The sequence below is a fragment of the Corynebacterium sp. UMB8791 genome (genome assembly GCF_054166365.1).
In genome coordinates, this window is the sequence record NZ_JBSZCG010000014.1 from 1 (window position 1) to 375 (window position 375).

General features: G+C 54.1%; 2 protein-coding genes. Both read left to right on the top strand.

Going from position 1 to position 375, the window contains the following annotated elements; genetic code table 11:
- Nucleotides 1-258: class Ib ribonucleoside-diphosphate reductase assembly flavoprotein NrdI (locus tag ACXIUA_RS00320; protein WP_457975868.1), on the top strand; the 258-nt coding region annotated here is incomplete at its 5' end.
- Complete coding sequence (locus ACXIUA_RS00325) at nucleotides 242-373, top strand: hypothetical protein (RefSeq protein ID WP_457975869.1); 132 nt, start codon at nucleotides 242-244, stop codon at nucleotides 371-373. The genes ACXIUA_RS00320 and ACXIUA_RS00325, both read left to right, overlap by 17 nt.
- Nucleotides 374-375: the final 2 nt, after the last annotated feature.

Here is a 375-nt window from a genome sequence, read left to right on the forward strand (position 1 = left end):
GTGCCGACTTACGGCTCTCCCCGCACCGGGGGCGGTGTGCCGGACGTTATCCTCCAGTTTCTCAGCCTGCAAGGCCACTGTATGTATGGCGTTATCGGAGTCGGTAACACAACGTTCGGGGAAGATTTTTGCTTTGGCGCTAAGGACATCGCCACCGCGTTTGATGTTCCGCTCGTCACCATGATCGACATGGTGCCCACCCGCGAGCAGGCGTACACACTCAACAAGATTAAGGAGCAGTATGAAGAAGTATCTTGAACTGAACGCACAACTCAACCGACTCGACGCTGAGGGTAACCTCCAGGTGGATAAGGATCGAGAGGCTGCACGAGAGTATTTTGTTACTATGTTCCGGAGACTCGTTACACCCTGATC

Excerpts from the sequence above, each read along its gene's own strand:
- ACXIUA_RS00325 (WP_457975869.1), top strand. The coding sequence starts at position 242 with ATGAAGAAGTATCTTGAACTGAACGCACAACTCAACCGACTCGACGCT.